Origin of the sequence: Streptomyces aureus, assembly GCF_001418135.1 — a bacterium.
GTDB classification, from domain to species: Bacteria; Actinomycetota; Actinomycetes; order Streptomycetales; family Streptomycetaceae; genus Streptomyces; species Streptomyces aureus_A.
The window spans coordinates 1-1264 of sequence record NZ_LIPQ01000641.1; the positions used below are offsets into that span (position 1 = coordinate 1).

The following is a 1264-nucleotide window of genomic DNA, read 5'->3' on the forward strand; positions in this document are numbered from 1 at the left end:
CCGCGAGGCCCGTGATGACCGAGAGGTTGTGGCCGATGATGTCGTGCATCTCGCGGGCGATCCGGGTCCGTTCGGCCGCCGCCGCGAGCCGTACCTCCTGGTCGCGTTCGATCTCCAGGCGGCGGGCCCGGTCGACGAGCGCCGCCGTGTGGTCCTTGCGGGCGCGGACCGCGATGCCGAGGAGGGCGACGAGCGCGTATGCCCACAGGGTGGGGACGACGTGCTGGTCCCAGCTTCCGCGGGGGAAGCGGACCGCCCCCGTCAGGAGTGGCGGCAGGAGCAGGGCGCAGGCCCACAGGAGGGCGCAGGGCGGGCGGGTGAGGGCGAGGTGGAAGACCGGGACCATCTGGAGGTAGCCGGCCTGGAGGAAGGCGCCGGACGCGGCGCTGACCAGCGCCGCGCAGGCCATCACGGTGAGCACGGCCAGGGGCTCTCGGCGGCGCCGGTACAGCGGGAGGGAGAGGCCGAGGCTCAGGGTGACCACGAGCCAGGCGGGGACGGACGGGTCGGGGGCGGTGTTCCGCCAGCCGCCCGAGGCGTCCACCAGTGCCACCGCCGCCCAGAAGAGCGTCAGCGTGGAGTCCCACAGCCATGGTCGGCGGGTGTCGAACGCCCGGGTCCGCGCCAGCAGTTGCTGGACGGAGTGGCTGAGGCCCGGCGTCGCGGTCGCTTCCGTGGTCACCCGGTCATCATCCTCATACGTCCCGGCGCTTGAGCAACAGTGCGGGGACCGCGAGCGTCGCGGCCGCCCACAGGAGCAGGGCGAGCAGGGCGGCGCCGGGGGACGCCGCGCCCGGGAGCGGGGTGGCCGAGCCGAGGGCGTCGGCGGCCTGGGTGGGGAAGTACCGGACGCCCGTCTCCATCGCCTCGTACGGGAGCATCCCGAGGACCTCGGGCAGGATCATGACGCCGCCGACGAAGGCGCCGATCGCGCCGGGTACGGAGCGGAGGGTCGCGCCGAGGCCGAGGGCGATCAGGCCGAGGAGGGTGATGCCGGCGGCGTTGCCCGCGAGGGCGGCGAGGACGCCGTCGTCGGTGAGGGAGGCGGCCTGGTCGGTGTCGGCGAGGAAGACCTGCGCGGTGAGGAAGGTCAGCAGGTCGGTGACGAACGTGAGGGTGAGGACCGTGCCGGTGTAGACGGCGGCTTTCGCCCCCAGGACGGGGAGGCGGCCGGGGACGGCGGTGAGGGAGGCGCGGATCATGCCCGTCGCGTACTCGCCGGCCGTGACCAGGATGCCGAGGACGGCGAGTACGCGACGGGCAT

General features: G+C 74.3%; 2 protein-coding genes. Both read right to left on the reverse strand.

The window, feature by feature from the left end:
* Positions 1 to 682: histidine kinase (locus AOK00_RS35555; protein ID WP_254047630.1), on the reverse strand; the 682-nt coding region annotated here is incomplete at its 3' end.
* 13 nt (positions 683 to 695) lie between these two features.
* The coding region (locus tag AOK00_RS35560; protein ID WP_055604233.1) for an ABC transporter permease at positions 696 to 1264 on the reverse strand (569 nt) is incomplete at its 5' end.